Here is a 2,511-nt window from a genome sequence, read left to right as displayed (position 1 = left end):
AATGTCGCCGAGGACGTCCGCGCCGACAAGCCAGAGCAGGTCCAGTCCCCCGGAGCGGGCGCGCGACAGCACGGCGGCTGCGTCCTCACCGGGCTGCTCGGGAACCGGACCTCCCCACGCCGACTCCACCTCCGAGCGCAGGGCCGGGTCGGCGACCGGACGCCACCCCGGCAGCAGTTCCGGGTGCGCACCGGCGGCCAGGGCGCCGTACTCACCGGCGCGCCTGGGGGCCCATCCGACGCGCGCACCACACGCGTCCGCGACCGCGTTCCAGGCGCTGAGCGCGGCGGGGTCCGCCGCCACCGCGGGGCCGAGCAGGATCACGGTGCCGCCGGAGCCCAGTGCCTCCGCGAACGAAAGGAGCTCGGACGTGCTCACGCCGGCGGACGCGGCCATCGCCTCGACCCCCGCCGCCAGCGGCTTGCCCATGGCGGCGGCCAGCCCCGAAGCGACCGCGGCCTCTGATCCCGGCAGCGGAGCGAGGTGCGCCGAGGCGAACTCGATCCCAGCCACGCGCCGGGGGTGGACGAGGCTCAGCCGGAGCTTTTTGCGGGCCGCGGCGATGCGCAGCCGCAAAAACACCAGGGGCAGCTCCTCGCGCAGATCTGCCGAGACCACCACGACGTGGTCCGCCGACAGCAGGTCGTCGTAGGTGAGCGCCGGAGGCATCAGGGCCGACGCGGCCATGCCTCCGTCGAGGCGGTGGTCCACCGAGTTGGTCCTCAGGACCATCCGGGCGAACTTCTGGGCCGTGTAGGCGTCCTCGTCGGTGAGCGACCCTCCGAGCAGCAGTCCGACCCGGTCGGTCTGCCGGTCCGACAGCAGCGGACCGATGCGTTCGGTCAACACGGTCAGGGCCTCGTCCCAGGACACCGGCTGCAGCTCGCCGTCGCGGCGCACCCACGGCTGCGCCAGCCGGTCGGGCGACGAGACGTAGGCGTGCCCGTACCGGCCCTTGTCGCAGAGCCACTCCTCGTTGACCGCCTCGTTCACCCGGGAGCCGACGCGCACGAGCTTTCCGTCCGCGACGCGCACGTTGAGGTTCACGTTGCAGCCGGACGCGCACAGGTTGCAGGTGGAGGCCGTGAGGCGCAGGTCCCACGGCCTGGCCTGAAAGCGGTAGGGGGTGCTCGTGAGCGCCCCCACCGGACAGATCTGGACCGTGTTGCCGCTGAACACCGAGTCGAAGCTTTCGCCTTCAAACGGGAAGATGTACGCGCGGGGGCCGCGCTGCATGGTGCCGATGAGCTGGTCGCCGGAAAGCTCCTCGCAGAACCGCGTGCACCGGTAGCACAGGATGCAGCGCTCGCGGTCCAGGTTGATCAGAGACGAGATCGGGACCGGCTTGGCGAACCGCCGCTTCGGCTCCACATAGCGGGTTTCGTCCGGGCCGTAGTCCTGGGTCTGGTCCTGGAGCGGACACTCGCCCGCGCGGTCGCAGATCGGACAGTCAAGCGGGTGGTTGATGAGCAGGAACTCAAGGACCCCCTCCTGGGCGTCCTTGATCTTGTCGTCGGTGAACTGGGTGCGGATGACCATCCCGTCGCTGACCCGGGTGGTGCAGGCGGTCTGCGGCTTCGGGGGGCCGGGCTCCATGTGCACGAGGCACATCCGGCAGGCGCCGATGGGGTCCATGCGCGGATGCCAGCAGAAGTGCGGGATGTATATCCCGGCGCGCTTGGCCGCCTCTATGACCAGTTCCCCCGGCGGGCAGGAGATCGTCTTGCCGTCGACGGTGATCGTGACGTCGGGCATCAGGTTGTCCCCGCCTGCGCCGCTACCTTTTCAGACGGGCAGCCGCGTCCGGTGATGTGCGCCTCGTACTCGTCGCGGAACCACTTGAGCGACGAGGTCAGGGGGCCGGCAGCGAAGTCCGCCAGCACGCACAGGGTCTTCCCGACCATGTTGTCGCAGACGTTGAGCATCAGCTCCAAGTCCTCGGGGCGGCCGTGGCCGTGCTCGATGCGCCGCAGCACGCGCTCCAGCCACCAGGTTCCCTCGCGGCAGGGTGTGCACTTGCCGCAGGACTCGTGCTCGTAGAACTTCATCCAGCGCCACACGGCGCGGACGATACACATGTCCTTCGGGACGCAGATAATCGCGCTCGCTCCGAGCACCGACCCCGCGGCGATCATCGACTCGTAGTCCATCGGGGTGTCGAGGTGCTCCTCCAGGAGCATGGGCGTGGAGGACCCCCCGGGGGCGAAGGCCTTGAGGCCGCGGTCGTCCACGCCGCCGGCGAGCTCGATCAGCTCCCGGACCGTTGTCCCCATCGGTACCTCGAAGTTCGCCGGACTGCGGACGTTGCCGGAGACGCTGACCACGATGGTGCCGGGGGACTTCTCCGTCCCCCACCGGCGAAACCAGCCCGGACCGTTGGTGATGATCGGCGGTACGGCCATGAGCGTCTGGACGTTGTTCACGACGGTCGGCGATGCGTACAAACCCTCGATGGCCGGAAACGGGGGCCGGGTCCGCGGCATCCCGCGGTAGCCCTCCAACGACTCCAGC

The 2,511-nt window shown here is 70.0% G+C and carries 2 protein-coding genes; both read right to left on the bottom strand.

All coding sequences use genetic code 11. From position 1 onward, the window contains the following. The coding region (locus VNE62_06980; protein ID HVE92027.1) for a 2Fe-2S iron-sulfur cluster-binding protein at window positions 1–1,755 on the bottom strand (1,755 nt) is incomplete at its 3' end. Further along, a partial coding sequence (locus VNE62_06975; protein HVE92026.1) for an NADH-ubiquinone oxidoreductase-F iron-sulfur binding region domain-containing protein occupies window positions 1,755–2,511 on the bottom strand: 757 nt, incomplete at its 5' end. The genes VNE62_06980 and VNE62_06975, both read right to left, overlap by 1 nt.

This window comes from Actinomycetota bacterium, assembly GCA_035536535.1.
Lineage (GTDB): Bacteria > Actinomycetota > JAICYB01 > JAICYB01 > JAICYB01 > DATLNZ01.
The sequence above is the reverse complement of the archived record's forward strand: the minus strand, read 5'-3'. Positions and strand labels throughout refer to the sequence as shown.